The 25,361-nt window shown below is 65.5% G+C and carries 26 protein-coding genes; 13 read left to right on the plus strand and 13 right to left on the minus strand.

Annotated elements, in window-relative coordinates; translation table 11 throughout:
- Nucleotides 1-299 precede the first annotated feature (299 nt).
- The 4 genes from QRM60_RS01530 to QRM60_RS01545 all read right to left on the minus strand — a co-directional run bounded on the left by QRM60_RS01530 (nt 300) and on the right by QRM60_RS01545 (nt 3,000).
- The gene (locus QRM60_RS01530) at nt 300-1,259 is read right to left on the minus strand and encodes an SAM-dependent methyltransferase (protein WP_115555766.1); all 960 of its coding nucleotides are present in this window, start codon (nt 1,257-1,259) and stop codon (nt 300-302) included.
- Nucleotides 1,260-1,433: 174 nt separating this feature from the next.
- Nucleotides 1,434-1,940 carry an N-acetyltransferase gene (locus QRM60_RS01535; protein ID WP_029217208.1) on the minus strand — a complete coding sequence of 169 codons (507 nt, stop codon included), beginning with the start codon at nt 1,938-1,940 and terminating at the stop codon, nt 1,434-1,436.
- Between the two features lie 44 nt (nt 1,941-1,984).
- Nucleotides 1,985-2,512: an alpha/beta hydrolase gene (locus tag QRM60_RS01540; protein ID WP_042598807.1), complete on the minus strand. Its 528-nt coding sequence runs from the start codon at nt 2,510-2,512 to the stop codon at nt 1,985-1,987.
- On the minus strand, nt 2,509-3,000 hold the full coding sequence (locus QRM60_RS01545) for an MOSC domain-containing protein (protein WP_012438685.1): 492 nt from the start codon (nt 2,998-3,000) through the stop codon (nt 2,509-2,511). Before QRM60_RS01545 ends, QRM60_RS01540 begins: the two co-directional genes overlap by 4 nt.
- Before the next feature lie 23 nt (nt 3,001-3,023).
- Between QRM60_RS01545 and QRM60_RS01550 the strand changes: the two genes are divergently transcribed.
- Complete coding sequence (locus tag QRM60_RS01550; protein WP_115004353.1) at nt 3,024-3,599, plus strand: N-acetylmuramoyl-L-alanine amidase; 576 nt, start codon at nt 3,024-3,026, stop codon at nt 3,597-3,599.
- Nucleotides 3,600-3,608: 9 nt separating this feature from the next.
- On the opposite strand, the gene QRM60_RS01555 is transcribed toward QRM60_RS01550, so the two are convergent.
- The 4 genes from QRM60_RS01555 to QRM60_RS01570 all read right to left on the minus strand — a co-directional run bounded on the left by QRM60_RS01555 (nt 3,609) and on the right by QRM60_RS01570 (nt 7,103).
- The gene (locus tag QRM60_RS01555; protein WP_285445438.1) at nt 3,609-4,559 is read right to left on the minus strand and encodes a DUF1684 domain-containing protein; all 951 of its coding nucleotides are present in this window, start codon (nt 4,557-4,559) and stop codon (nt 3,609-3,611) included.
- Between the two features lie 73 nt (nt 4,560-4,632).
- Nucleotides 4,633-5,520 (minus strand): sulfurtransferase, encoded by an 888-nt coding sequence (locus tag QRM60_RS01560; RefSeq protein ID WP_285445439.1) that lies wholly within the window; start codon nt 5,518-5,520, stop codon nt 4,633-4,635.
- Nucleotides 5,517-6,314: a CoA pyrophosphatase gene (locus QRM60_RS01565; RefSeq protein WP_115555763.1), complete on the minus strand. Its 798-nt coding sequence runs from the start codon at nt 6,312-6,314 to the stop codon at nt 5,517-5,519. Before QRM60_RS01565 ends, QRM60_RS01560 begins: the two co-directional genes overlap by 4 nt.
- A gap of 90 nt (nt 6,315-6,404) precedes the next feature.
- Nucleotides 6,405-7,103, minus strand: coding sequence for an FKBP-type peptidyl-prolyl cis-trans isomerase N-terminal domain-containing protein (locus QRM60_RS01570; protein ID WP_004429231.1), 699 nt, complete (start codon nt 7,101-7,103; stop codon nt 6,405-6,407).
- A 164-nt stretch (nt 7,104-7,267) separates the two neighbouring features.
- Here QRM60_RS01570 and QRM60_RS01575 point away from each other — a divergent pair, with 164 nt between their 5' ends.
- The 3 genes from QRM60_RS01575 to nth are packed head-to-tail and all read left to right on the plus strand — an operon-like array spanning nt 7,268 to nt 9,109.
- Complete coding sequence (locus QRM60_RS01575; RefSeq protein ID WP_040941495.1) at nt 7,268-8,050, plus strand: enoyl-CoA hydratase-related protein; 783 nt, start codon at nt 7,268-7,270, stop codon at nt 8,048-8,050.
- 10 nt (nt 8,051-8,060) lie between these two features.
- Nucleotides 8,061-8,429, plus strand: a complete 369-nt coding sequence (locus QRM60_RS01580; RefSeq protein WP_285445440.1) for a hypothetical protein — start codon at nt 8,061-8,063, stop codon at nt 8,427-8,429.
- The gene (nth, locus tag QRM60_RS01585) at nt 8,426-9,109 is read left to right on the plus strand and encodes an endonuclease III (RefSeq protein WP_076035990.1); all 684 of its coding nucleotides are present in this window, start codon (nt 8,426-8,428) and stop codon (nt 9,107-9,109) included. The genes QRM60_RS01580 and nth overlap by 4 nt, the downstream gene beginning before the upstream one ends.
- Nucleotides 9,110-9,310: 201 nt before the next feature.
- On the opposite strand, the gene QRM60_RS01590 is transcribed toward nth, so the two are convergent.
- From QRM60_RS01590 to QRM60_RS01600, 3 genes are all read right to left on the minus strand, one after another.
- Nucleotides 9,311-10,870, minus strand: coding sequence for a SulP family inorganic anion transporter (locus QRM60_RS01590; protein ID WP_070692868.1), 1,560 nt, complete (start codon nt 10,868-10,870; stop codon nt 9,311-9,313).
- A 12-nt stretch (nt 10,871-10,882) separates the two neighbouring features.
- Nucleotides 10,883-11,563 (minus strand): carbonic anhydrase, encoded by a 681-nt coding sequence (locus tag QRM60_RS01595; RefSeq protein ID WP_014507368.1) that lies wholly within the window; start codon nt 11,561-11,563, stop codon nt 10,883-10,885.
- A gap of 111 nt (nt 11,564-11,674) precedes the next feature.
- Entirely contained in the window at nt 11,675-11,995 is a 321-nt protein-coding gene (locus tag QRM60_RS01600) for a hypothetical protein (RefSeq protein WP_192884332.1), read from the minus strand.
- A gap of 339 nt (nt 11,996-12,334) precedes the next feature.
- Here QRM60_RS01600 and QRM60_RS01605 point away from each other — a divergent pair, with 339 nt between their 5' ends.
- From QRM60_RS01605 to rnt, 9 genes are all read left to right on the plus strand, one after another.
- The gene (locus QRM60_RS01605) at nt 12,335-13,585 is read left to right on the plus strand and encodes an OprO/OprP family phosphate-selective porin (protein WP_014507366.1); all 1,251 of its coding nucleotides are present in this window, start codon (nt 12,335-12,337) and stop codon (nt 13,583-13,585) included.
- A gap of 192 nt (nt 13,586-13,777) precedes the next feature.
- A complete protein-coding gene (gene pstS, locus QRM60_RS01610; protein WP_285445441.1) occupies nt 13,778-14,797 on the plus strand; it encodes a phosphate ABC transporter substrate-binding protein PstS in 1,020 nt (339 codons plus the stop codon).
- A gap of 177 nt (nt 14,798-14,974) precedes the next feature.
- Nucleotides 14,975-16,066 (plus strand): phosphate ABC transporter substrate-binding protein PstS, encoded by a 1,092-nt coding sequence (pstS, locus tag QRM60_RS01615; RefSeq protein ID WP_103699696.1) that lies wholly within the window; start codon nt 14,975-14,977, stop codon nt 16,064-16,066.
- A gap of 112 nt (nt 16,067-16,178) precedes the next feature.
- Nucleotides 16,179-17,153, plus strand: coding sequence for a phosphate ABC transporter permease subunit PstC (pstC, locus tag QRM60_RS01620; protein ID WP_011036711.1), 975 nt, complete (start codon nt 16,179-16,181; stop codon nt 17,151-17,153).
- Nucleotides 17,153-18,016, plus strand: coding sequence for a phosphate ABC transporter permease PstA (gene pstA / locus QRM60_RS01625; RefSeq protein ID WP_011036710.1), 864 nt, complete (start codon nt 17,153-17,155; stop codon nt 18,014-18,016). The genes pstC and pstA overlap by 1 nt, the downstream gene beginning before the upstream one ends.
- Nucleotides 18,017-18,038: 22 nt before the next feature.
- Nucleotides 18,039-18,869, plus strand: a complete 831-nt coding sequence (gene pstB / locus QRM60_RS01630; protein WP_011036709.1) for a phosphate ABC transporter ATP-binding protein PstB — start codon at nt 18,039-18,041, stop codon at nt 18,867-18,869.
- Nucleotides 18,870-18,992: 123 nt separating this feature from the next.
- Nucleotides 18,993-19,703, plus strand: a complete 711-nt coding sequence (phoU, locus tag QRM60_RS01635) for a phosphate signaling complex protein PhoU (protein WP_115576830.1) — start codon at nt 18,993-18,995, stop codon at nt 19,701-19,703.
- Between the two features lie 135 nt (nt 19,704-19,838).
- Nucleotides 19,839-20,243: an RcnB family protein gene (locus QRM60_RS01640; protein ID WP_285445442.1), complete on the plus strand. Its 405-nt coding sequence runs from the start codon at nt 19,839-19,841 to the stop codon at nt 20,241-20,243.
- Between the two features lie 139 nt (nt 20,244-20,382).
- Entirely contained in the window at nt 20,383-21,033 is a 651-nt protein-coding gene (rnt, locus tag QRM60_RS01645; RefSeq protein ID WP_011036706.1) for a ribonuclease T, read from the plus strand.
- 183 nt (nt 21,034-21,216) lie between these two features.
- Here the strand turns inward: rnt and QRM60_RS01650 are convergent, their stop codons facing one another.
- Together QRM60_RS01650 and rlmB are read right to left on the minus strand one after the other, a co-directional pair.
- Complete coding sequence (locus QRM60_RS01650) at nt 21,217-24,129, minus strand: ligand-binding sensor domain-containing diguanylate cyclase (protein WP_285445443.1); 2,913 nt, start codon at nt 24,127-24,129, stop codon at nt 21,217-21,219.
- Nucleotides 24,130-24,496: 367 nt separating this feature from the next.
- Nucleotides 24,497-25,246: a 23S rRNA (guanosine(2251)-2'-O)-methyltransferase RlmB gene (gene rlmB / locus QRM60_RS01655; RefSeq protein WP_011036704.1), complete on the minus strand. Its 750-nt coding sequence runs from the start codon at nt 25,244-25,246 to the stop codon at nt 24,497-24,499.
- Nucleotides 25,247-25,361: the final 115 nt, after the last annotated feature.

Raw genomic sequence — 25,361 nt, forward strand, 5'->3', positions numbered from 1 at the left:
TCACGACGGCGGCATCAATAGCGCATTGGACCAACCCTCAAACGGTGAGCAATGGTGCAAGTGTAGGCCGGTGCGTGGGCGTGACGGAACCCTCTGGCACGTTTACGCCGCTGATTCCATTCAAGTTGCGCGTCATGTGAGCGCGGCTAGTGCGCGTCGCATCCAACGCCCGGCGTTGGATGCGCACCGCGATCCATCTTGCAGAGCAGCGCGTGCCGCCTGATGGCCACGCACACACCGAGGCCACGTTGCACACGGCCAAGAACGGGCAACCAGGGCCTGCACTCGGGAGTTACATCTCAGTCGCGCATCGGTTTCCGCGCAATCACCGTCGGAAAGATGCTTGCGCGATCATCGATGAAACGCACATCGGCAAACCCTGCGCTCTCCAGCTGCGTGCGGGTCTGCGCATGCGTACGGAACGACGCCCAGCGCGCCTGCACCACATCGATGAATACCTGGCTCTGCAGCACCAACGCAGCCCCGTCGATCAGGGCCAGTTTCCAGGGCGACTCGGCACACAGGCTCGGTGGCGGCGTGAGAAAGCTCGCCACCAGCGTGCCGCCCGGCCGCAGCCTGTCGAAAAATGCGCGGTACAAGGCAATCACGCGCGCATCGTCCGGCTCGTAGAGATTGAGGCCGTTGCTGGTCAACACATCCACGCTGTTCGCCTCGCCCGGCGCCCAGGCATCCTCGAGTTGCAGCGTCAACTGGCCTTCCAGGCCGTACTGCTGCGCAAGCCGCAATGCACCGTCCAACGCCTGCGGGTCGAGATCGATACCCATCAGCCGCACATCCGGGCACTGCCCGTAGTCCAGGCTCAGCACATCGGCCATCCAGCCGCACGGCAGCGAGGCCAACGTCATGCCGGGCCGCAGCAACGCCTGCAACTGCGTACGGAAGATGCCAAAGCGCTCGCGCGTTGCGAGCACGGCGGGCGTCTTTTCGAAGAGTTGGTACTCCAGCGCAGGCGTCGTCTGCTGCACCAGGGTTCCTGTCTGATACGTCACCAGCTGATGCGTCCAATACGCATTGAGGCCGCGGTTGCGCAGCAGGAACCGGCCCAGTTCCATCGCCCACAATGCATCAACCAGTTGCAGTAGATGCTCCAATTCTGCAGCAGAGCGATCGCTGTGTTGACGCAGCCGCGTCTTGATCGACGCGAGCAAGGTCGCGTCATCGGTGTCCGTCTCGCCCAGATGCGAAATCACCCGGCCGTGCGGTGCCGTCTGCGGCAGTGGTTGCTCGTCCCGTTGCATCGTTCACCTCGGCAAGCGCCAATCGCTGTCTACCGCCATGGTGGCGCGTGCGGCGCTGCGATGCGGCCCAAAGGGCGAGGCAAGATGCCGGCGAGCGAATGCGCACGATGCGAGCGCAGCGCGGCTGCGCCATTACCCGTGCGCAGCGACCACAGCGCAGCGAACGCGAAAAGCTCAGCCCAGCCCGAAGGCCGGGTGATAGGCCACATCGGCCAGCGGCAGCAGCCGGTCGCCGAAGGCCAGCGCCTGCAATTCGGATGCGGGCGCGTCGGGCACGCTCAACCCCGGCTCCACCGCAAATCCCAACCGCCGGAAAAAGCCGGGTTCGCCGTAGGCCACGCACCCGGCCGCACCGCGCTCGCGCAAGGTGGCCAGGGCCGCCTGCACCAAGCGCGTGCCGAGCCCCTGACGTTGATGGCCTGGACCCACTGCCAGCGGTCCGAGTGCAAACCAACCGGAAGAACCGTCGGACAGCGCCACCGGCGACACCGCCAGATGGCCGACCACATAGCCGTCGTGATCGGCGACCAACGACAGCGCCAGCGCATCGTCGTTACGCAGCGCGGCAATCACATGCTGCTCGTCATGCCGGCTATGCTCGGCGCGCATGAAGGCCACCATCGTCAGCACCTCGATGGCAGCGGCGTCGCCGTCGCTCGCCTCGCGGATCAGCACACTCATCGGCGCATCGGTCTGCGCCGACGGCATATCGTGGTCGTCGTGCATCACAGGCTCTGCAGCAGTTCGGCGAAGGCGCGCGAAGCGGCCTCCACGTGCGCACCCAGACGATGCCCGTCATCGACCAATAGCAGCCGCGCCGAACGGGCCTGCGCCCAGGCAATGACGTCGGCGGCCGGAATCAGTTCATCGTGCCAAGCATGCACGATGGAGATCGGCACCGCAGCGGCATCCAGCGCCGGCAGCGGCCCCATCTTGGTCGGCGGCACCATCAGGAACAGCGCGCGTGTCGGCACCTGCAGCGAGACCTGTGCGGCGATGTAGGAGCCCAGGCTGGAGCCCGCCAGCACCACCGGGCCTTTCTCGGCGGCGGCGCGCGCAATCTCCAGCAAACGCTGCAGCCGGCCGCGCACGTCGCCCAGCTGGCCCAGGTCGCGGCGCGCGTCCAGGTCGGTGAAATCGGGCCGCTCATGCGTCCATCCCAGGCGCTCGGCCACTTCTGCCAGCGCGGTGACCTTGAGCGCATCGGGCCCGCTTTCGAACCCATGCGCCAGGATGCAATGGCCGCGACTCATAGCGCCTGCACCGTATCGCCGATGCGCAGCACGCCGCCGCGCAGGATGCGCGCGCACAGCCCGCCGTGGCCGCGCATCGCGTTATAGCCGCCCGGCCCCAGCGCCTCTTCCATGCGTGAACACGGGTCGCAAGGGTCGGTGCCTTCCAGCTCCACCTCACCGATGCGGAACCGCCGTCCTTTCAGTGCAATCAACGGAATTCCAGCCACCACCAGGTTGCGACGCAAGGTCGCCGGCGCCAGTGCCGCCTGGCCGGCCAATGCGGCAATCACCGGCAGGTGCTCGGCCTGGATCAGGGTGATGCCGCGCTTGCCGCTGCCGCCCTTGTAGCGATCGCCCACCAAGCCAATACCGGTGGTGGCCTGCGCCGCATCCACTTCCAGCATTGCCACATCACGCGCAGGACGCACGCCGATCCAGGTCACCTGCCCGGTCTGCGGCAGCGTCGCCATCAATTTGCCCAGCGGGCTGTCGGGATTCAAAGCCATCGTCGAATGCTAGCATCCGCACCATGTCCGATGCCGTCCTGCCGTCGCCCCCGATCACCTACGCGCCGTTGTCCTACGAATCGCGGCTGGCCCGGCGCACGCTGCGCGACATCGACATGGTGGTCATTCATTGCACCGAGCTGCCCGACATGGCGATGGCGCGCGAATACGGCGAACGCGTGCTCTACGACAGCGGCACCGGCAACAGCGGCCACTACTACATCGACCGCAATGGCAGCATCCAGCAGTACGTGGCGCTGGAGCGCGTCGCCCACCACGTGCGCGGCCACAATCCGCACACGCTGGGCATCGAGCTGGTCAACAGCGGGCGTTATCCGCATTGGCTGGATTCGCGCCATCAGCAGATGCACGAGCCCTACCCCGACGCGCAAATCAACGCGCTGGTGACCTTGCTGCAATGGTTGCAGCAACAGCTGCCGTCGGTACGGCGGATTGCCGGCCACGAGGCATTGGACACCACCCAGGAAGCGGCCAGCGACGACCCTTCGCGCAAGATCCAGCGCAAGCGCGACCCCGGGCCGTTGTTTCCGTGGGAGCGCATCGAAACTGCCGTGCGCTGGGTGCACGCGCCGCGCTGAGCGCCGCGCTCAGCGACCGGATGGGCGATAGGTCTTCTCGCCGGCGTTGACCGCCAGATCCAGGCGATTATCCGGCGGTGCAATCGGGCACACCACATGCGGGGTCAGCGCGCACGGCGGGTTCTCGGCCAGATTGAAATCCAGCACAACGCGGCCGTCGCGCGGCGCGTCTGTGTAGAGGTAGCGCGCGCCGCCGTAGCTTTCCTTACCACTGGTACGGTCGGCGAACACGAAGAACAGCCGCGCATCCCCGTCCTGTGCGATTGGACGCAGGCGATAACGCTGGCCGTTGCGGGTGAACACCGCTTCGCCCGGCACCTGCACCGTCAACGGTGTGCCGATAGAGGTCAACAACGTGGTGGCACGTGGCGCGTCATACGGCTGCCACTGCGCGTCGATACGCCAGTGCGCATCGGTGGGGAAATAGTCGAGCTCACCGAACTGCGCCAGCGCCGCCGGGTCACGAAATCGCCACCCGTACAAGGCGCCGGTCTGCACCACATAGAACTCGCGCGCATCGATGCGCAGACGGTCGCCCGGCTGCCCTGCCCGCTCGGGCGCGAGCACCACCTCTGTCACGGGCTTGCCGTGCAGCGTCACTCCGGTGCCGGCCGCGGCCTGGAAGCGCAGCTGGCCTTCGGGATCCAGCGTCAGGTTGCCCAGCTGCGCAGGCCCCGCCGGCAGCACGATATCGGCATGCGGGTCGGCCCCCACCCGATAGCGGCCCGGGCGCACGCGGCCGGAGCCGGTGTAGCTCAACCAGCCATCCGGAGCATGCAATTGGGCACGGCGCGCCGCGCGTGCCTGCGCAAGCGCTGCAGCGTAGCCATCACGATCGGTACGCGCGCTCGACGGCTCAGCCGCTGCACCACTGCCCTGCGAGGTCGACCCGGCCGAACATGCAACCACCAGCACGATTCCCACGACGCCTACCGCGCCACGCTGCAACTGCCACCGCATCAGCACACCCAACACTGCGAGAACTGCGCTCCGCGCAGCGAGCCTGCGTCCCCACAGGCCACCTTTCCTGCGGCTATTGTGCCTGCAATTGGCTAGCGACCGCGACCGGGCGGCTGCGATCCTGCAACCAGCCGCTCCACGATCCGGCATACACGCGCGCACCGGAGAGCCCTGCCACCTCCAGCGCGAGCAGCACATGGCAGGCGGTCACGCCCGATCCACACATCACCACGGCCTGCTCCGGCGCGTAGTCGCCCAGCAGCGCGCCCAGTTCGGCGTGCAACTCCGCCGCCGGCTTGAACCGCCCATCGCGCAGGCTCATGCCGAGCGGGCGACTCACCGCGCCCGGCACATGCCCGGCCACCGGATCGATGGGCTCCACCTCGCCACGAAAGCGCTCACCGGCGCGTGCGTCGAGCAGCCAGCCCGGCGCCGCGTCCAGGCGCGCCAGGATCGCCTCGGCGTCCACCACCGCATCCGCATCGAAACTGCCCGGATACGCGCCGCTGTCGGCCGGCGAAGGCACTGCCGTGGTCTCGGGCAACCCGGCCGCACGCCAGGCGGCCAGACCGCCATCCAGTACCGCCACGCGGCGATGGCCCATCAGCCGCAGCATCCACCACGCACGTGCGGCCGCCATGCTGCCGTCGGCCGCGTCATAGACCACCACCTGGCTGTCGGGCGTGATCCCCCAGCGGCCGAGCTGGGCCGCGAAGACATCGCTGTGCGGCAGCGGATGACGCCCTTGCCCAGGGCGCGACACATCCGCCAGCACGTCGTGCAGATCGGCGAAATGCGCACCCGGCAGATGTCCTTGTGCGTAGTCGCGCTGTGCGGCGCTTGGGTCCGGCACAGTGGGCGGTGCCGCCCGCGCATCCAGCAGACGCAGCTGCGGGTGCTGCAGCGCTGCGGCCAGGGTGGCGCTGTCCACCAGCGTGGTCCAGTCGGGTTCGGCACTCATGCACTCTGCTCCAGACGACGGCGAAGATTGAGAAGAATGGCCGCGGTGGCACCCCAGATCCGGTGACCGGGCCAGTCGTATTCGAGCACGCGGCGTGGCCGGCCGCGGTACTCCAGCTCCACGCTGCGCAGATTGTCCGGGTCCATCAGATAGGCCAGTGGCACCTCGAAGACGTCGGCCACCTCGTCCGGCTGCGGTACGGCCACAAAGGCCGGGTCGATCACCGCCACCACCGGGGTGACGCGGAATCCGCTCACGGTCAGAAACGGGTCCAGGTAGCCCAGCGCGTGCACCTGCTGCGCGCCCAGCGCGATTTCCTCGCAGCTTTCGCGCAACGCCGCCGCTGCCGCATCGGCATCGGACGGCTCGATCCGGCCACCGGGGAAACTCACCTGCCCGGCATGGTGGCGCAGGCTGTCGGTGCGCCGCGTCAGCAACACCATCGTGCCCTGCGTGCGCGGCACCAGTCCGCACAACACTGCCGCTTCGGCCGAGGCGCCACCTTCGGTGAGATCGATCAACTCGGCATGGTTCCAGCCGGGCCCGTCCGGCGCGGTGTGCAGCGGATACAGCGCACGCTGCAAGGCCGCGCACTCGGGCAGCTGCGCCGCCAACGCGCGCGCGGGCAGCACCGTCTGCAGATACTCCAGGCGTTCACCGTCACTCATGCTCATCCAGCGTGCAATTTCATCCAGGCTCCGCAGGCAACCGACACAGCTCCCCTGCGCGTCCAGCGAACATACACCGATACACGGGCTGGCCAGGCTACCGCTGTTCGAATCCTCGCCCTGCATCGTGCGGCCTCCGCGCGTGATGTCCTTCCGATACCTGAAACGACAACGCCGGCCTGGTGGCCGGCGTTGTCACAGCAACAGCAAACGCAATTACTTGACGCTGACCAGCTTGATCTCGAACTGCACGGCCACGTTCGGCGGGAACGGGGTACGCGGGTCGGCACCGTAGGCCTTTTCCGGCGGCAGGGTCACTTCCCACTTGGAGCCGGCAGGCATCTGCAGCAGCGTGTCGCGCATGGCCTGCATCTCGACTTCGCTGACCTTGATGGCCGGGATCTGCTGCGCAGGACGTGCCTTCTCGCGGTCGCCGAAGGGGAACGGACCGGCGACTTCGAGCTGCACGGTGCTGGCCTGGGTCGGCTTGGCGCCCTTGCCGGCTTCGATCACGCGGTACTGCACGCCGCTCGGCAACGTCTGCACGCCAGCGGTGCTCTTGTTCTTGGCCAGGAACGCATCGCTCTTGGTCTTATTGGCGGCAGCGGCCTTGTCGTACTCGGCCTTGGCCTGCTGGGCACGGCCCTGCTCACGCTTCTGGAACGCTTCCACGGCCGGCTTCAGCTGGTCGGCAGTGATGGCCGGCTGCTTCTTGGCATAGGCGTCCTGCAGACCCTTCACCACCGAGTTGATATCCAGCTGTTCACCACGTCCGGTGAGCTCGGCAAGGTTGTTGCCGTAGTCATAACCAAAGTAGTAGCTCAGCTTGCCCTTCTCGGACGTTGTGTCCTGGGCCAGCGCATTGCCCGTCAGGGCCAGGGCCGCCACAGCGACCGCGATCGAACGCAACTTCATCAAACAATTCTCCAGGGTGGTGGCACAGGACGGGTCTGCCGCCTGAGATGACGCGCTAGGATAGCGGCCGCGATAGCGAACCGCTACTTATCACGAAACCTATGACCAGCAAGGGTTTCAGAAGTTCCGCATTTACTTTTTTTTTACGTTAGCCAGGAAGTTCGATGTCCAATCACGTCATTCTGATCGCAGACCACGCCAATGTCCGGACCATTACGGTCAATCGCCCGGACAAACTGAACGCCTTGAACCAGCAGACCATGCAGGCGCTGGATGCTGCATTCGCAGAGGCGGCAGCGGCCGAAGACGTGCGCGTGGTCGTGCTGACCGGCGCCGGCCCCAAGGCTTTCGTAGCCGGCGCAGACATCGCCGAGATGAGCGAGCTCTCCGCAATGCAGGGCCGCGAGTTTTCGCTGCTGGGGCAGCGGCTGATGCGCAGGATCGAACGCATGCCCAAGCCGGTGATCGCCATGGTCAACGGGTTCGCGTTGGGCGGCGGGCTGGAACTGGCGATGGCCTGCCACCTGCGCATTGCCGCCGCCACTGCACGGATCGGGCAACCGGAAATCAATCTGGGCCTGATCCCGGGCTTCGGCGGCACGCAACGCCTGCTCCGCCTCACCGGCCGCGCCGCCGCATTGGAGCTGTGTCTGCTCGGCACACCGATCGATGCCGCGCGCGCCCTGCAACTGGGCCTGGTCAATCGCGTGGTCGAACCAGAGGCCTTGCAGGCAGAAACCACCGCACTGGCCGAGCGCCTGGCCGGCTCCGCACCGCTCGCACTGCGCGGCATCTTGGATGCGGTGGTGGTGGGTGGCGAATGCGGCATGGAAGAAGGCCTGCAGCTGGAAACCGCACAATTTGCCCTGCTGTTTGCGACCGACGACATGCGCGAAGGCACACGTGCGTTTCTCGACAAGCGCCCCGCGCAGTTCCGCAATCGCTGATCGCATCGCCATGAATGCCGATGCAGTTTCCTCGCCGCATGCACTGCCTTTGCAGTTGTTCGAACGCGTGCTGGCCGACGATCTCGATGGCGCGCTGGCGCTCGGGCTGATGGAGTACTGCCCTGAACAGCACGACGCAGTGGATGCCGCTGTGACCGCCACCCTGCTTGCCGCACAGCAACGCCTACACACCGCATGGGCCGCGCGTCAACGCTATCAAGCACGCACCGCACGGTTGCAACGACGCGCGGCCGAACGTGACGCGCGCCGCGCGCCTGCGCCCACGCCTGCGCAACCCGCAACGCCAGCGCTGCCCCCGCTCGCCGCCGCGATCCTGGCGCGCGCGAAAGCCAAAGCCAGCGGTGGAGCGTCTACATGAGCAGCGCACTTCCCGCATCGCCCCCGCGTCGCGGTAGCACCCTGCGCAAGCCGGAGATACAGGAGCTGTTTGCGCGGCTGCGCGAACTCAACCCGCATCCCACCACCGAGCTGGAATACACCACGCCGTTCGAACTGCTGATTGCGGTGCTGTTGTCCGCACAAGCCACCGACGTGGGCGTCAACAAGGCCACGCGCAAGCTGTACCCGGTTGCCAATACGCCATGCGACATCCTGGACCTGGGCGAAGAAGGCCTGAAGCGCTACATCTCGACGATTGGATTGTTCAACGCCAAGGCCAAGAACGTCATCACCACCTGCCGCATCCTGCTAGAGCGTTACGGCGGCGAGGTGCCACATGATCGGGCCGCGCTTGAGGCGCTACCTGGCGTGGGCCGCAAGACCGCCAACGTGGTGCTCAACACCGCGTTCGGCGAACCCACCATGGCCGTGGACACCCACATCTTTCGCGTCGCCAACCGCACCGGCCTGGCACCCGGCAAGGACGTGCGCGTGGTCGAAGACAAATTGGTCAAGGTCATTCCGGCCGAATTCCTGCACGACGCCCACCACTGGCTGATCCTGCACGGGCGCTACGTCTGCAAGGCACGCAAACCGGATTGCCCGAATTGCGTGATCCACGATCTATGCCGCTACCGCGACAAGACCGTGGCTGCCTGATCGCGAAAGAAAACCGGGGACGTAAGGATCTGGCTGCGCGCAGTAACCGCCACCCGAAAGCCGCCATTGCGAATCCTCAATCTGCGAATCCCCAATCCCGGCCCAAAAAAAATCGCGACCGGATGATGCGTCTTATCGGCGCCATGCATCATCCGGTCACGACAGGACACACCCGGCGCGAACGCCGGGTGGCTATCAGGGTCAGGCCGCTTTGCGCGGTTCCTGCGTCGGCACAGGATCCACCTTGCGCTGGCCCTCCACGCGACGATCCAGCTCATTCCAGTCCACCGCCAGCTCGCAGCCGCGCGACGCTGCATTGCGGCTCCAGTCACGCAGCAACTCGATGCACGCATGGTCGACGTGATGCAGCTTGGCCACGTCCAGATGCAGCACCGTGTTCGGCGGAACGCTTTCCAACGTGCGCGCCATCGCCGGCACCTTCAGGAACGTTGCAGAACCCTGCAGGGTCAGATGCATTTCGTCCTTCTTGTCGGCGTGCTCGCGCACCTCGACCTTCAGGCGCGAGGAATGCAAGGCCAGACGGAACAGCGACAGACCGAAACCAATCAACACACCGGTCAGCAGGTCGGTGGCCACGATCGCGAACGTGGTGGCCAGATAGATCGCTGCGGTGCCGCGGCCATAGGTCGCCAGTTCCTTGACCTGACCGATCTTGATCATCTTCACGCCGGTGTAGACCAGGATGCCGGCCAGACAGGCCACCGGCGTCATCCGCAACAGCCACGGCAGCAGCATCGCGAACACCAGCAGCCAGCTGCCGTGCAGGATGGTCGACGCACGCGTGGCAGCACCGGCCTGCACATTGGCCGCACTACGCACGATCACGCCGGTCATCGGCAATGCACCCAGGAAACCGCACAGCATGTTGCCCACGCCCTGCGCCGCCAGCTCACGGTCGTACTGCGTCCGTGCGCCCTGGTGCATCCGATCCACCGCCGCTGCCGACAACAAGGTCTCGGCACTGGCGATGAAGGCGAAGGTCACCGCCGACACCAGCAAGGTGTGATTGAACACCCCGAAGATGTCGGAAAGGCTGGGAATACTGATCGCCGAGAACAGGTTGGTCGGAACATCGACCTTGTTGACGTTCAGTCCCTGCAGCTGCACGGTCGCCGTCACCACCACCACCGCGATCAACGCACCCGGCAGGAAGCGCAAGCGCTGCGGACGCAGCTTGTCCCACGCCAGGATGATGCCGATGGTCGCCAAGCCCACGAACAAGGCGGTGCGGCCGGTGCCCTCGCTGATCGCCTGCCACAACACGGCAGGCAGTGCAGCGAAGTTCTCCAGACCACGCGCCTTGGGCGCTGCATCCATCAATACGTGCGCCTGCGAGGCCACGATCAGGATGCCGATGCCCGACAACATCCCGGCCACCACGGCCGGCGACGTCATCCGGAACCACACCCCTGCCCGGCACAGACCAGCGACCAGCTGGATCGCGCCAGCCACCAGAATCACCGGACCGAGCGCGGCAGCGCCATGCTCGCGCACCAGTTCGAACACCAACACAGCCAGGCCGGCGGCGGGGCCGCTCACCTGCAACGGTGAGCCCGCCAGAAAACCAACAACCAGTCCGCCGATGATGCCGGTGATCAGACCCGTTGCCGGCGGCATGCCGGATGCGATCGCGATGCCCATACACAAAGGCAACGCGACAAGGAAGACCACCACTGACGCGAGCAAATCACGCCCGAACAGCCCCTGACGGAAATATCCGCCGATACCTGCTGTGTTCATGAGTGTGCTCCGTCAGACGAGTTCAGCCCGCACCGCTTGCTGCAAGCGCGGGCGAGGAGTGGCTTCGGGAGTCTTCTCGCCCAGGAGCGGGCGGAAGCCCCCCTTTTCGGCATCGAAGGCGCGGATCTCTCCGTGGGCGATATCGTAGATCCAGCCATGGATCCGCAACGTGCCTGCCGCCAGGCGTGCTGCCACGACCGGTTGCGTCCGCAGATGGTCCAACTGCGAGACCACGTTCTCTTCGGTCATGCAGCTCAGCGCCTCCTGGCTGGCCGGATCATGGCCATGGTGTGCGGTGACGTGACGCGCTGCGTCGGTGTGCTTCAACCAGGCAGCCACGGACGGCACATCTTCCAGCGACTCGGGCTTGAGCACGGCCTTCATGGCGCCGCAGTCGGTATGGCCGCAGACCACGATGTGGCGCACACCCAACACGGCGATGGCGTATTCGATCGCCGCAACCACGCCACTGACGTGCTGCGAGTAAGGCGGCACCACATTGCCGATGTTGCGGTAGACGAACAATTCGCCGGGCTGCGCGGAGAAGATCAGCTCCGGCATGACGCGCGAATCGGCGCAGGTGATGAACAGCGTGTGCGGCTTCTGGCCGGCAGCGAGTTCATGAAAGCGCGCACTCTGGCGCGGATACACTTCCTTACGGAAATGACGAAAACCTTCAAGCAAACTTTCCATGGGAGATAACCTCTAGGCAACGGATAGCGATCCGCGGCGCAAACCGCGAATTGCGAAATTGAACAAATCAAGAGAATCCGGCGGAAACGCCGGGTACAGCGACAGCTGGGATCAGGCGCGCAGGGCGTTTGGAGGACGCAGTTGCGGGATCAGGTCGCGTTTGTGATTTGCCGGCGCGTGATGCGCGTACCAAGAGGGTGAATACCGCGCCAGCACCGGCCATGCTTGGGAGAGCAAGGGGATATCGTCTGCAGGCTGTGTATCGACTTGGGTCTGGGAGTCCCCATCGTCCTGCGGATCTTCGGTGGCATCGCGTTCTTCGCCAGCATCCACCATCACCGCCAAGCCGTCGCCCATCACCGCATTCTGGATGCGGGTGTGCGCATTGGCTGCCGACCACGCGGTGAGCGCGAGCAGGCAAACCAACAGCAATTGGAGGAATCGCGGAAACATGGCCTCGAAACTAACAATTTAGAACCCGACAGCGCAAGTGGTGCGATGCACAAAGTGCGATGGAAAGCGCCACTTGCGGGCTGCGGTTCAGCTCGTCATTAACTAAGTCACGCAAATCGCCGGGTTCTAGCGCTTACCAGAACTGTCATAAACGCGACTTCGTTCAGACTCATGACACACACTGACAAAAACTAAACACGCGTAAATCTTTGTCTTGATTGACAAAAAGTGTTCCGACGAGTGGTTGCGGAATTGTCACATTAACGCAACTTTCACAGCCTAGCCTGCGCCCACTTTCTCGTCAGGTCGCAAGGCACCATGAAACTTTCTCCTACCCTGCTCGGCTCCGCATTGCTGATGGCGCTCGCCGCGCCGGCAGCCCACGCCGAAATCGCCATCGATGTGATCGGCGGCTCGGAAATGTCGCTGGAAGGCCTGGTCCAGGCCGATGGCAACTGGTTCCACAACGACGTGCAGGATCTCAACGGCCCGATCGGCGCCAACGGCGACAATTCCGAATTCAGCATTCGCCGCGCCGAGTTGGTGCTCAAGGGCAAGGGGCCGGGCAACTTTGAATGGGTCGCCGGCTACGACCCCAGCGTGCTGAAGGAAGTCACTGTGCGCGGCACCACCATCCGCAGCACCGGGCGCTTCCTGGACAACAACATCAAGTACAAGTTCGGCGGCAACGCCAACAACTACCTGCAGTTTGGCCAGTTCAAGCAGCCCAACAGCCTGGAAGAGCTGTCCAGCACCAAGAACAATGACTTCGTGTCCAAGGCCGCGGTCACCAATACCTACGGCATCTCGCGCCGGCTCGGTGTGGCGTACGGCATGGGCGACAACAACTGGAGCCTGACCGCCAGCGCGTTCGGCCGCGAACTGACCCGCAACCAGGCCCACGGCAGCGGCTACGGCGCACGCGGCACCTGGGCGCCGATCAATGAGACCGGCAATGTGCTGCACTTCGGCCTCAGCTATCTGGCCTACGACACCGACGACGACACCCTGCGCCTGCGCGCGCGGCCGGACGCCGACCTCACCACCGTGCGCCTGATCGACAGCGGTGCCATCACCAATGTCGACAACGTGGGCGTGGCTGGCGCTGAAGCGATGTGGATCACCGGGCCGTTCAAGCTGCAGAGCGAGTACTTCCAGGAAAACGCCAACCGCATCGGCGCCAACGCAAACGACTATAAGAGTGACGGCTGGTACGTCAGCGGGGTCTGGAACATCACCGGCGAGACCTGGGGCTACAAGGCCGGCGTGCCGACCACCCCGCTGCCCAACGAACCGGCATCGGGCATGTGGCAGCTGGCAGTGCGCTACGACACCCTGGACCTCAACGACGGCCACCTGGTCGCCAACGGCAACACGCCGTTCGTCGATGGCGTGCTGGGCGGCAAGATGGATGTGTGGACCATCGGCGCCAACTGGTACTGGCGCTCCAACTTCAAGTTCGCACTCGACTACGCCAAGGTCGAAAGCACCCGCTACAACAGCGCCACCCGCGGGCTGGTCGACGACAACCCGTCGATCATCGAGGCACGCGCGCAGTTCTATTGGTAAGCCATCGCAGCGGCCGGCGTCTGCGGACGCCTGCCGCCGGCATTGACGGCACGTGGCCCTGTGCGTCGCTGTGACAGGCGCCACTTCCGCCCCGTCATCTTCGTGTCATCTCCCCGACATTGCGCAGTCACGCCGTTGCCCTGCAATGGCGCCCTGCGGGACGTCATCCCTATCGCTACAAGGAGCTGTTCCGTGATCTCTTCCATCAAATCCCGTCTGGCTGTCGGCGTGCTCGCTGCCGCACTGGCCATGGGCGCACAGGCTGCCGATGTCACCGGCGCCGGCGCATCGTTCATTTACCCGGTCATGTCGAAGTGGTCGTCCGACTACAACACCGCCACCAAGAAGCAGGTCAACTATCAGTCGATCGGCTCCGGTGGCGGCATTGCGCAGATCAAGGCCGCCAGCGTGGATTTCGGCTCTTCCGATGCCCCGCTCAAGCCCGAAGAGTTGGCTGCCGCCGGGCTGGCGCAGTTTCCCTCGGTGATCGGCGGCGTGGTGCCGGTGATCAACGTGCCGGGCATCGCTGCCGGTGCGGTCAAGCTGGACGGCAAGACCCTGGGCGATATCTTCCTGGGCAAGGTCACCACCTGGAACGATGCGGCCATCGTTGCGCTGAACCCGGGCGTGAAGCTGCCCGACAGCAAGATCACCGTGGTGCATCGCTCCGACGGTTCGGGCACCAGCTTCAACTTCACCAACTACCTGTCCAAGGTCAATCCGGACTGGAAGAGCAAGGTCGGCGAAGGCACCGCGGTGCAGTGGCCGACCGGCATCGGCGGCAAGGGCAACGAAGGCGTGGCCGCCTACGTGAAGCAGATCAAGGGCGGCATCGGCTATGTCGAGCTGTCGTACGCGCTGCAGAACAAGATGGCCTACACCGCAATGAAGAATGCGGCCGGCAAGTTTGTGCAGCCGTCCGATGGGACCTTCGCCGCGGCCGCCAACAGTGCCGACTGGGGCAGCAGCAAGGACTTCTACCTGGTGATGACCAATGCCGCCGGCGACAACGCCTGGCCGATCACCGCCACCAATTTCATCCTGGTGCAGAAGAAGCCGAAGAATCCGGCCGGCCTGAAGAACACCCTGGAGTTCTTCCGTTGGGTCTACAGCAAGGGCGATGCGCAGGCCAAGGCGCTGGACTACGTGCCGCTGCCGGACACGCTGGTCAGCCAGATCGAGGCCTACTGGGCCAAGACCCTGCCCCGCTAAGTGCACAGGACCGACGCCGTCTCTCTCCCCGGCGTCCGGACCGGGACGCGGACTTTCGGGTCCGCGTCTTTTTTTGTGATGCCAGTGCCCGGATGGCACTGTCATGCACGTGTAACAAAAACATCATTTCATAGCTGCGTCTGCCGGACACCCGGCCAATCCTGCCTCGGAGCCACCATGAAACTGCAGTCGGCCAGCCTGACCGCCCTGTCCCTCACCATCGCCCTCGCCCTGGCGGCCTGCTCGCCCGGCAAGGACGCGCAGTCCGGCGATCCCGCACAAGGCGGTGCCAACGCAGGCGCGGCGGCCGGCGAGAGCAAGACCGCGGAGATCGCCGGCGCCGGTGCGTCCTTCATCTACCCGCTGGTGTCCAAGTGGTCGGCCGACTACAACGCCGCCACCGGCAACAAGGTCAATTACCAGTCGATCGGTTCGGGCGGCGGCATTGCGCAGATCAAGGCCGGCACCGTGGATTTCGGCTCCTCCGACAAGCCGCTCGATAGCGCCGAGCTGCAGCAGGCCGGCCTGGGCCAGTTCCCCTCGGCCATCGGCGGCGTGGTGCCGGTGGTGAACATCGAAGGCATGGCGCCCGGCAAGCTGCGCCTGACCGGCGCCCTGCTCGGCGACATCTTCCTGGGCAAGGTCACCATGTGGAACGACGCGGCGATTGCTGCGGCCAACCCGGGCGTGACCCTGCCGGCGACCAAGATCAACCTGGTGCATCGCTCCGACGGTTCGGGCACCACGTTCAACTTCTCCAACTACCTGTCCAAGGTCAGCCCGGAGTGGAAGACCAAGGTCGGCGAAGGCACCTCGGTGCAGTGGCCGGGCGGCGTGGGCGGCAAGGGCAACGAAGGCGTGGCCTCGTACGTGCAGCAGATCAAGGGCTCGATCGGCTATGTCGAACTGGCCTACGCGCTGCAGAACAAGATGCCGTACGCGTCGATGCAGAACGCTGCCGGCCAGTGGGTGGAGCCGAACGCTGAAAGCTTCGGCGCCGCAGCGGCCAGCGCCGACTGGACCAATGCCAAGGACTTCAACCTGGTGATCACCAATGCACCGGGCGAGAAGGCCTGGCCGATCACTGCGACCAACTTCATGCTGATGCACAAGCAGCCCAAGGATGCGGCCCGCAGCAAGGCCACGCTGGACTTCTTCAAGTGGGCACTGGAAAACGGCCAGGCCCAGGCCAGCGAACTGCACTATGTGCCGTTGCCGCCGGAGCTGGTGAAGCAGATCGAAGCCTACTGGGGCAGCGAGTTCAAGTGATGTTCGCCTCCCGCCGCTGTGGCGGGTTGCGCTGCGACGCGGTGCCTGAGGGCGCCGCGTCGATCCTGCTATCTCACGCTCCCGCGATTGCGCGGGTGACGAGCCCAATCGAATGAATGCCACCGCCATTCCCGAAGCGATGACCGCACCGCGCGGCCGCGATCTGCGCGATGCGCGTGCCGATCGCCTGTTCAAACTGGCATTGGCGGCAACCGTCGTCTTCGTCCTGCTGGCCCTGGGCAGCGCTGCGCTGTCGATGTTGTGGGGCGGACGCCACGCGCTGCAGATGCAGGGCCTGAGCTTCTTCTATTCCGCCGACTGGAATCCGGTCGAGAACAAATACGGTGCGCTGGCACCGATCTACGGCACCTTGGTCACTGCGCTGATCGCGATGGTGATCGCAGTGCCGGTGAGTTTCGGCATCGCCTTCTTCCTCACCGAAGTGGCGCCGCGCTGGTTGCGCGGCCCGGTCGGCACGGCGATCGAATTGCTCGCCGGCATTCCTTCGATCATCTACGGCATGTGGGGCCTGTTCGTGCTGGTGCCGGTGATGACCGAGCACGTGACGCCATGGCTCAACGACAACCTGGGCACGCTGCCGCTGATCGGCAAGCTGTTTCAGGGCCCGCCGCTGGGCATCGGCCTGCTGACCGCCGGCTTTGTGCTGGCGATCATGGTGATCCCGTTCATTTCCTCGGTGATGCGCGAAGTGTTCCTGACCGTGCCGACGCGTCTGAAGGAATCGGCGTACGCGCTGGGATCGACCAAGTGGGAAGTCAGCTGGGACATCGTGCTGCCCTACACGCGGTCTGCAGTGATTGGGGGCGTGTTCCTGGGCTTGGGCCGCGCACTGGGTGAGACCATGGCAGTGGCCTTCGTGGTCGGCAACACGGTGCGTCTGTCGCCGTCGCTGCTGGAACCCGGCACCACGATTGCGGCATTGATCGCCAACGATTTCGGTGAGGCAACCGAAACCTATCGCTCCGCGCTGCTGTTGCTGGGCTTCGTGTTGTTCATCGTGACCTTCATCGTGCTGGCCATTGCGCGCTTCATGCTGATGCAGCTGTCGCGTCGGGAGGGCAACTGATGTCGTCGGTCTCGCAACACCTCTACACGCGGCGCCGCATCACCAACGTGGTGGCGCTGCTGCTGTCCTGCGTCACGGCGTTGTTCGGGCTGTTCTTCCTCGGCTGGATCCTGTGGACGTTGCTGTCCAAGGGCGTGCCCGGCATCGACGTCAACCTGTTTACCAAGATGACCCCGCCGCCGATGCAGGAAGGCGGCTTGCTCAATGCCTTCTTCGGCAGCGCGGTGATGTGTGGCCTGGCAATCGCGATCGGCACGCCGCTGGGCGTGGCGGCCGGTACCTGGCTGGCCGAATACGGCAATGCGCGCAAGACCGGCGTGGTGGTGCGCTTCGTCAACGACATCCTGTTGTCGGCACCGTCCATTGTGCTGGGCCTGTTCGTGTACACGCTGTACGTGATGCAGACCGGCGGGCGCTTCTCCGCGTTCGCCGGTGCGCTGTCGCTGGCCTTCATCGTGCTGCCGGTGGTGGTGCGCACCACCGACGAAATGCTGCGCCTGGTGCCTTCGCAAATGCGCGAAGCGGCGCTGTCGCTGGGCATTCCGCACTGGAAGGTGACCGTGCAGGTGCTGTATCGCAGCGCGTCTGCCGGCATCGTCACGGGCGTGCTGCTGGCGCTGGCGCGCATCAGCGGCGAAACCGCACCACTGCTGTTCACCGCCTTCGGCAACCAGTACTGGAACAGCAACATCTTCCAGCCGATGGCCAGCGTGCCGGTGATCATGAACCAGTTTGCCGGCAGCCCGTATGAGTCGTGGCAGACCCTGGCCTGGTCGGGTGCACTGGTACTGACCGTGTTCGTCTTGTTGGTGAGCCTGGGCGCACGTGCGCTGCTGTTGCGTAACAAGATTTCCAATGACTGACCTTTCTTTCCGGACGCCCGACATGAACGATCTCCAAAACGCCAAGCCGATGCATCGCATCGCTGTTCCGGCCGCCAAGGGGGCGCCGACGGCGCAGGCGCCGGTGAAGGTGGCCGCACGCAATCTGGACTTCTATTACGACAAGTACCACGCGCTCAAGGGCATCAATATCGAAATCCCGGAAAAGCGCGTCACCGCGCTGATCGGGCCATCCGGTTGCGGCAAGTCCACGCTGCTGCGCATCTTCAACCGCATCTATGCGCTGTACCCGAAGCTGGAAGCGCGTGGCGAAGTGCTGCTGGATGGCGAAAATATCCTGTCGCCGAAATATCCGATGAACCGCCTGCGCAGCAAGGTCGGCATGGTGTTCCAGAAGCCGGTGCCGTTCCCGATGACGATCTTCGAGAACGTGGCCTACGGCATCCGTCACCACGAGAAACTGTCCAAAGCCGACATGCAGAACCGCGTCGAGCACGCGCTGCGCCAGGGCGCGCTGTGGGACGAGGTCAAGGACAAGCTGGGCCAAAGCGCACTAGGTCTGTCCGGTGGCCAGCAGCAGCGCCTGTGTATCGCGCGTGCGGTGGCGCTGCGGCCGGACGTGCTGTTACTGGACGAACCGACCTCCGCGCTGGATCCGATTTCTACCAGCCGTATCGAGCAACTGGTGGAAGAACTCAAGCGCGATTACACCATCGTGATCGTGACCCACAACATGCAGCAGGCCGCGCGCGTCTCCGATTACACCGCCTTCATGTATCTGGGCGACCTGATCGAACACGATCGCACCGAAACCATTTTCTCGCAGCCGTCCAAGCAGCAGACCGAGGACTACATCACCGGCCGCTTCGGATGATGTAGGCCTGCCGTATCACCGCATTGAAGCAGCTCCGCCATCACCCCGCCGCGTGCGACGCCACCTGCATGCGCGTGCCTGGGCAGGGACGGACATCCACCACTGCCACGAATCGAGAACACGATGAACCAGCACCTCAACGACCACATCGTCAAAAGCTACGACGAGGAGCAGCACCGTCTTGTCACCGAAATCGTGCGCATGGGTGATACCGCAGTGGCGCAGCTGGAAGCGGCGCTGGATGTGGTGGAACGCCGTGATGACAATGCCGCGCACCGCATCGTGGTCAACGACGAAGCCATCGACGCGCTGGAACATGCAATCAGCCACGACGTGATGCGGCTGGCATTGCGCGGGCCGATGGCGCGCGACCTGCGCGAGATCCTGGCCGGCCTGCGGATTCCGGCCGACATCGAGCGCATCGGCGATTACGCGGCCAACGTGGCCAAGCGCTCGATCGCACTCAATTCCGCGCCGCCGCTGCCGCAGACGGTGGGCTTGCGTGCACTCGGCCAGATGGCGGCCGATGCGGTACGCGAAGCCGTGCAGGCCTACCGCAACAAGGATGCCGATGCGGCCATCCGTGTGCGCGACGAAGATGCACGCCTGGACGCGCAGTACACCGCGCTGTTCCGCGAGCTGCTCACCTACATGATGGAAGACCCGCGCAACATCACCCCGTGCACGCATCTGCTGTTCATGGCCAAGAACCTGGAACGGATCGGCGACCACGCCACCAACATCGCCGAGAACGTCTGGTTCCTGGTGCATGGCGAGCAGCCGCTGCCGCCGCGACTGAAGCGCGACGAGACCAGCACTACCGGCGTCATCTGAGGGCAGCGCCCTGCCCCAGCGGCGCTGCGGATGACCGGGAGATCGCCTGCAAAGCCTTATTTCATTACGTATTCATCTTCCGACGCCTAGGGTGAAATTACACAGGCAGTCCCTGTGACCTCAGGAGTCGCGCAGATGAAACGCATCATTGGTTCCTTCATGGCCCTTTCGCTGCTGGCGTCTGGCGGCGCGTTTGCCGCACCTCAGCAGCACGACAATCGCGGCCACGACGACGATCGCAACCGGTCTGCACAACGCCATGACGACCGTGGCCCTGACCATCACGACGACCGCCACGATGATCACCGCGACGACCACCGCAATGCGCGCGCCAACGACCACCGCAACGATCGCCACGGCCCGCCGTACCGCCGCGGCGAACGGCTGGCACCGGACCATCGCGGCAACCGCGTGGCCGACTACCGCAAGCATCATCTGAACACGCCGCCGCTTGGCCACGAGTGGCGCCGGGTGGACAACACCTATGTGTTGATCGCGGTTGCGACCGGCCTGATTGCCAGCGTGGTCGCCGGCCGCTGATACCTGCGCCCCGCAGCTGACGTCACCAGGCCCGATCCGTGCACGCACGGGTCGGGCCTTTTCGTGTTTGGTCGTCTTTCTCATGCGCACGGACGGCGGCCGTGTGACCGATCGGGCCGGCCATGCGACCTGCTAGGCTATGCCGATGAACGAACCGGTCGACCTACAACCCTCCCCCTCCCTGCTCCCCATGTCGCGGCGTTTTCGCGGCTATTTGCCGGTGGTGGTGGACGTGGAAACCGGCGGGTTCGACTGGAACAAGCACGCGTTGCTGGAAATTGCCTGCGTGCCGATCGAGATGGACGCGCAGGGGCATTTCTTCCCGGGCGAAACCGCCAGTGCGCATCTGGTGCCGGCGCCGGGGCTGGAGATCGATCCGAAGTCGCTGGAGATCACCGGCATCGTGCTCGACCATCCGTTCCGTTTCGCCAAGCAGGAAAAGGACGCGCTGGACCACGTGTTCGCGCCGGTGCGCGCAGCGGTCAAGAAGTACGGCTGCCAGCGCGCGATCCTGGTGGGCCATAACGCGCATTTCGATCTGAATTTCCTCAATGCCGCGGTTGCCCGCGTTGGCCACAAGCGCAACCCCTTCCATCCGTTCAGCGTGTTCGACACGGTGACCCTGGCCGGCGTGGCATACGGCCAGACCGTGCTGGCGCGCGCCGCCCAGGCCGCCGGCCTGGACTGGAACAGCGCTGACGCGCACAGCGCGGTGTACGACACCGAACAGACCGCACGCCTGTTCTGCAAGATTGCCAACGCGTGGCCGGGCCCAGCCAGCGCGGGGTGAGTGGGTGGGGATTTGGCAGTCGGGATTAGGGATTCGCAAAAGCGGCGTTCCCGGCTTCTGAGACAACGTCGGTGGCAGCAGTGCTGCATGCACGCGATCAATCATTGCGCCGTTTGTGGTAACCAGCACAGCGCCAGACAGCGCGCTCTTGCGAATCCCAAATCCCCAATCCCCACTCACGTCCTAACCAATACAGATCCGGTCGCGCCCGGCGCTCTTGGCTTCGTAGAGCGCATGGTCAGCGCGTTGCATCAGCGATGAACCCGACTCTTCCTCGCCCAGTTCTGCCAGCCCCGCACTGAAGGTCACCTGCAGGCCTTCCACGCCGCCCCAGTCGTGCCGTGCATGAAACTGCGCGCGGATGCGCAGGCATAGGGCGTGCGCCTGCTCAAGCGTGGTGTCGCTTAGCAGTAGTGCGAATTCCTCACCGCCCAGGCGCGCGGGCAGGTCCGAGGCACGCGCCGCCGCCGTGAGCAGTACGCCCACGTCATGCAGCACCGCATCGCCGCTGGCATGCGAATACTGGTCGTTGATGCGTTTGAAATGGTCGATGTCCAGAATCGCCAGCACCAGCGGCCGCCCGCTACGGCGGGCACGACTTAGATCACGTGCCAGCGCCTCGTCGAAATGCCGCCGGTTCGGCAAACCAGTCAACGCATCTTCGTGGGCCTGGCGTTCGAACGCATCGGACTTGATGCGCAAACGCGTCAGCAACTCGCTCTTTTCCTGGTTGGCCTGCAACAGCCGTTGCGCCTGCCGTTGCAGGTCTTCGGTGCGCTTGCGCACCAGTTCGGCCAGCCGCGCGTTGTGGGTCTTGTAGCGCCGCAACAGAAAGCGATACAGCAACGCCAGCAGCAGCAGCGCGCCCAGCACGCCGGCCAGCCGCACGTCCTGGCGTTGCCACCACAGCGGCAGCACCTCGAACGCCCAGACCGCCTCGTGCGGACTCCAGGCACCACCTGGGTGGCGCGCGGCCACGCGCAAGCTGTAACGCCCCGGCGGCAGGCCGATGAATTCCACGCTGCGCTGCCGGCCGCGCTCGATCCAGGTGTTGTCCAGACCATCCAGGCGCGTGCGGTACTCGATGCGTTCGGGCAGCAGGAAACTCATGCCGACATAGGACACCGTCAGCCGCTGCCCGCCCGGCAGCTTGGTCTGCTGCCGCCATGGCACCGGCCGGCCGCCTTGCTGCACGTTTTCGATCAACGGCGGCGGCGCGGGCCGTTCGCGGAAGCGCTGCAGGCGTGCCGGGTCCACGGTGCTCACGCCACCGGCCGTCACCACCCACACGCTGCCATCGGCACGTTCGATCATGCTCGGGCCAGAGCTGCCATTGGCCTGCGCGTTGCCCATGCCATCGATCTCACTGTAGCGTTCGATGCCGAGCCGGCCGCGCCCGTCGGCCACTGCATTGAGTGTATTGAGTTCAGTTCGCAGCACGCCGCGGTTGCTGCTGATCCAGGCATTGCCCAGGCGGTCGGCGACCAGCTGGAATACGGTGTCCACCGGCATGCCCTGCTCCAGTCCCACGCGTGCCAGCGCGCCATGACGTGCCCGGTACAACCCACGGTCGGTGGAGATCCAGACATCTTCGCCAATGCGCTGGAAACCAAACACGCTGCGCGCGCCGCCCAGCCGCTCCAGTGGCAGTTGCTGCAGCACACCGTTACGGACCACGGCCGCGCCATCGACCGAACCGACCCACAGCGCACCATCGATGCTGGCCAGCGCAGTCACCACACCATCGGGCAGGCCGTTGATGGCCAGCGGCGCACGCCGCCCATCGACCAGATGCACCACCCCACGCTGGGTCGCCAGCCAGACGGTGTCGGCATCGTCGATCACGATTGCGCGAATGTGCCCGTTGGGAATGCCGTCGGCCTCACCGAAGTGGCGCAGCACACGCCCGTTGCGCAGCACGAACACGCCATCGGCGTAGGTGCCCACCCACAGGTCGCCGCGCCGATCCAGCGCCAGGCTGAGCACCGACAGCCGCCGCCCGGACGGCGTGGCCACCGGCACAGGCACGATGCGGCCGTCGGGCAGCAGGCGGTCCAGGCCTGCGGTGGTGGCCACCCACAGGCTGCCGTCGCGGTCTTCCAGCAGCGCGCGCGCGTAGTCGCCACTGAGCCCGTCGCGCTGGCTGTAGCTGCTGAACAAGGTTTCGCGCAGGCGGAACAGGCCACCGTTGGCGCCCACCCAGATGCTGCCTTCGGCATCCTCGCGCAGGCTGACGATGCGCCCGGTGGGCAGCGCACGGCCAGCCTCCAGATGCTCCACGCCGTGGCTGCCAATGCGCAGCAGGCCCTGGCTCTCGCTGCCCAGCCACAGGTCGCCATGGCGATCCTGCAGCATCGCAGTGAAGTGGCCCTGCCCCGGCACCTGGTGCACCAGCTGCGCACGTTCGCCCTGCAGGCGATACAACTGCTCGCCGGCCACCACCCACACGGTGCCGTCCGGTGCCCGATACGGCCAGGCCAGACCCGGCGGCAGGCCGAACGCTGTGGGTGCGCGATGCATGCGGCCATCCGGCTCGCGGTAGATCAGCCCATCCAAGGTGCCGATCAGCAGCCGTCCACGGCCGTCGAACACCATCCGCGGGAAGCTGCTTTGCAACGGCACGCCGGCCTGCGGCGGGAAATAGTCGAAGCGCCCATCCGGCCACAGGCAGCCCAGTCCATGGCCTTCGAACAGCAGCCACATCCGGCCATCGGCATCCATGGTCATGCCGTGGATCAGCGCCTGCGGCCAATCAGCACGGCGCGGCCACTGCCGCCAGTGACCATCGGCACCGTGGCGCACCAGATTGCCGCGTGCATCACTCAGCCACAGGGCGTCGTCGTGATCCACGTATAGCGCACCGACGCCGTTGTCGGGCAAGCCGGGCCGCGTGCTGCGATCGATGACAGTGAATTCCAGCCCGTTGTAGCGGACCAGGCCCTCCCAGGTGGCGAACCACAGGTAGCCATCGGCGGTCTGGGCGATGTCGCGCAACGAGTTATGCGGCAGTCCGTTGCGCGAACTCCAGCTGTCGATGGCGTAGTCGCGCAGGCGTGCGCTCGTGCCCGGGGCCGCGTGTGCTGCAAGCGAGCACATCCACAACAGCGCGCACACGCAGGCCGCGAGCCAGCATTGCCACTGCCCCCACCCTCGTGTCGACGCCGTTGCGCCATCCCCACTATCGCCCGCGCTGCGAGCGCCCACCCCAAGCTTCATCACCCACACGACACGCCGTTCGCTGCGGATATGGTAGGCAAAAACGCGCGCCAGCGCCGCTGCCGCGATGGCCGGGCCTGGTGTAGTGGGCTTGCCGGTGCGTGGGCGAGGCCAGCGCACCGCGCAATGCGCTGCAATTGCGCAGGAGTGTGGTGTTGCCGGTATGCCACCGATGGGCGCTGCGCGCTTATAAACTCGCTGCGGCAGTGCCCGGCCCGCGCACTGCGGCGCCGGCGCACCGCATGACTCAGGCGCCCAGGCGCTGGCGCACGGCCTCGAACAAGGTCACGCCGGTGGCCACCGAGACATTGAGGCTTTCGATGTCGCCGGGCATCGGGATCTTGACCAGGCCATCGCAATGCTCGCGGGTGAGCCGACGCAGGCCATCGCCCTCGCCGCCCAGCACCAGGCCGACATTGCCGCGCAGGTCCACGCTGTAAAGCGAAGCCTCTGCTTCGCCGGCCAGGCCATACAGCCACACGCCCTGCTTCTGCAGATCACGCAGGCAGCGCGCCAGGTTGGTCACCGCCACCACCGGGATGCGGTCGGCCGCGCCGGCCGAGGTCTTGCGCACGGTGGCGTTGACCGTGGCGGACTTGTCCTTGGGAATCACCACCGCGGTGACGCCGGCAGCAGCGGCGCTGCGCAGGCAGGCCCCCAGGTTGTGCGGGTCCTGCACGCCGTCGAGGATCAGCACCAGCGCGCGCCCTTGTGCGGCCTCCACCAGGCCTTCCAGTTCGTTCTCTGCCCAGAGTCGCGCCGCAGCGTAGCGCGCAGCCACGCCCTGATGGCGCACCTGCCCGCCCACGCCGTCCAGCGCCTGGGTGTTGACGCGGCGCACGTCGATGCCCTTGCGGCGCGCCTGTTCTTCGATCTCGGTCAGGCGCGGGTTCTTGCTACCGGCCTCGATCAGGACCTCGCGCACGTTGTCGGCGTCGTTCTCGACGGACGAGGCGACAGCATTGACGCCGACGATCCACTGGTTCTGCTTGCTCATTGCGCGGGCATACGAAGAAATGAGGGGGAATGGTAGGGCCTGCGGCCTGCTACGTCACGGCCGGGGCATGGATCGCCTGATAAAGCAGGTAACCGCATTGCAGCGCCGCCGCCGG

It is taken from the genome of Xanthomonas sp. fls2-241-TYG-148, from assembly GCF_030208815.1.
GTDB classification, from domain to species: domain Bacteria; phylum Pseudomonadota; class Gammaproteobacteria; order Xanthomonadales; family Xanthomonadaceae; genus Xanthomonas; species Xanthomonas campestris.